This is a genomic window from Modestobacter sp. DSM 44400 (assembly GCF_900107175.1).
Taxonomy (GTDB): domain Bacteria; phylum Actinomycetota; class Actinomycetes; order Mycobacteriales; family Geodermatophilaceae; genus Modestobacter.
Genome location: NZ_FNOZ01000151.1, coordinates 1 through 1,692, shown reverse-complemented (window position 1 = coordinate 1,692; position 1,692 = coordinate 1). Strand labels below are relative to the sequence as shown.

The 1,692-nt window shown below is 69.7% G+C and carries 1 protein-coding gene; it reads right to left on the bottom strand.

Features of this window, described 5'->3' with window-relative positions; translation table 11 throughout:
- Positions 1–146 precede the first annotated feature (146 nt).
- Entirely contained in the window at positions 147–1,550 is a 1,404-nt protein-coding gene (locus BLW04_RS29060; protein ID WP_175484313.1) for a GGDEF domain-containing protein, read from the bottom strand.
- Between the last annotated feature and the right edge of the window lie 142 nt (positions 1,551–1,692).

The window sequence follows — 1,692 nt, the reverse complement described above, 5'->3', positions numbered from 1 at the left end:
CGATCTCAGCCATCTGGTAGGTCTTGCTCACGGCGGTCCCCTGTTCGGATGGAGTCTTGGCGGACGCCCAACACCTACCTCACGGCCGGTGCGGGGGGGGACCGCCACCTCAAGTTCTACAAGACCCGGGACAACCTCTGGCCAGGTCAGGCCGGGAACGGCTCGGCTGACGGCCGAGCGGTTTTGGCGCGCTTGAACTGATACATCTGGGCATCGGACTCCGTCCACGCTCCGGTCAGGCCGGTGTTCGAGCGACGGGTGGCCACGCCGATCGAGGCGGGCACTCCGGCGCGGTCGAACAACTCGTGCAGCCGGGTTAGCTCGCGCTGGGCAGCGCTGGCGTCGGTCTCGACCGCGAGAACGGCAAATTCGTCCCCGCCCAGGCGAGCGGCCACGTCGGTGCTGCGGAATGCCTCGCTCAGCACCTGGGCGGCGCGTTGCAGGAGGGCGTCGCCGGCGGCGTGTCCGTGCCGGTCGTTGACCGCCTTGAGCCCGTCCAGGTCGACGACCAGCACACTGGCGACCGTGCCGTAACGGCGGCAGCGCTGCTCCTCCCGGTGCAGCAGCATCAGCCAGCCGCGACGGTTCACCAGCCCGGTCAGCGGGTCCAGCAGCGCGTCCGCCTCGGCTCGCTCCGCCCGGCGCCGCGCCTGGTCAACGTGCAGCTCGGCGGCGAGCACGGTGGACAGCAGCCGGGCCTGCAGCTCGACCAGCGGCAGCCGGCCGGTGAGCGTGGCCGGCAGCGGCTTGGGATGCGCCGCGCACAGCGTCCCGAACAGCTCCCGTCCGTCGAGACTGAGCGGAACGCTGAGGTACGCCGCGATCGGCCACTGCTCTGTCAGCGGCGCGACGGCTAGAGCCGGCACGGCGCGCACATCGGGCACAATATGGGGGGCCCGCTCCTCCTGCATCACTCGCCGGCACAGTGTGTCCGCCCACGTCAACTGTTCGCCTGGGCTCAAAGGAAATCCGCTGGTGTTGGTGGCCAGCACGGTATACGTCCCGCCGGTGATCCGGGTGACGGCCCACCAGCTGAAGCCCAGCTCAGTGTGCAACTGCTCTAGCACTGCGGCGGTGGCCGCGGCAACGCCGGGGAAGGCAGCGTGCGTCGCCCATTCGCCTGCCCGCTGGCCGCCGGAGTCCTCAACATTCGCCGAGGCCGGAGGCTGGTCATCAAGCGGGTGCCCCGGGTCGTCTTGCACCGCCTTGTTATACCAATGCGGATTGAACACCGCGCCCCGAAGTGGGTGAATCACGCGCGGTCCTGCCAGGGTGTCGGCCAGGTGCCGTAGCCGCTTGTTGTAGCCGGGTTGGCCGGGCAGGTAGGGAAACAGATGTCGCAGGGGTTCGTGGGCGTGGCGCAGCCAGCGGGCCGGGCTGGCGCGCCCGGTGAGGGCCTGCAGCACCGCCAGCGCGATCAGCTTCGCGTCGCTGATCTTCGGGGTGATTCCGACCTTCGGCCGGGCCGGGGCCCGCTCCGCGCAGGCCTTCAACAGATCGTCGATGCGTACGTACAGTGCCAATGCGAGGGTGTCCAGATCGGCGTCCACGAGGACCTCCGAGGTTCGACGTTGGGCTCCAACGCCGCGCCTGGGCACCTCGCGAGGTTGTCCCGGGTCTCGTGGAAGTTGAGGTGGCGGTCCCCCGCCTGCACCGGCCGTGAGGTAGGTGTTGGGCGTCCGCCAAGACACC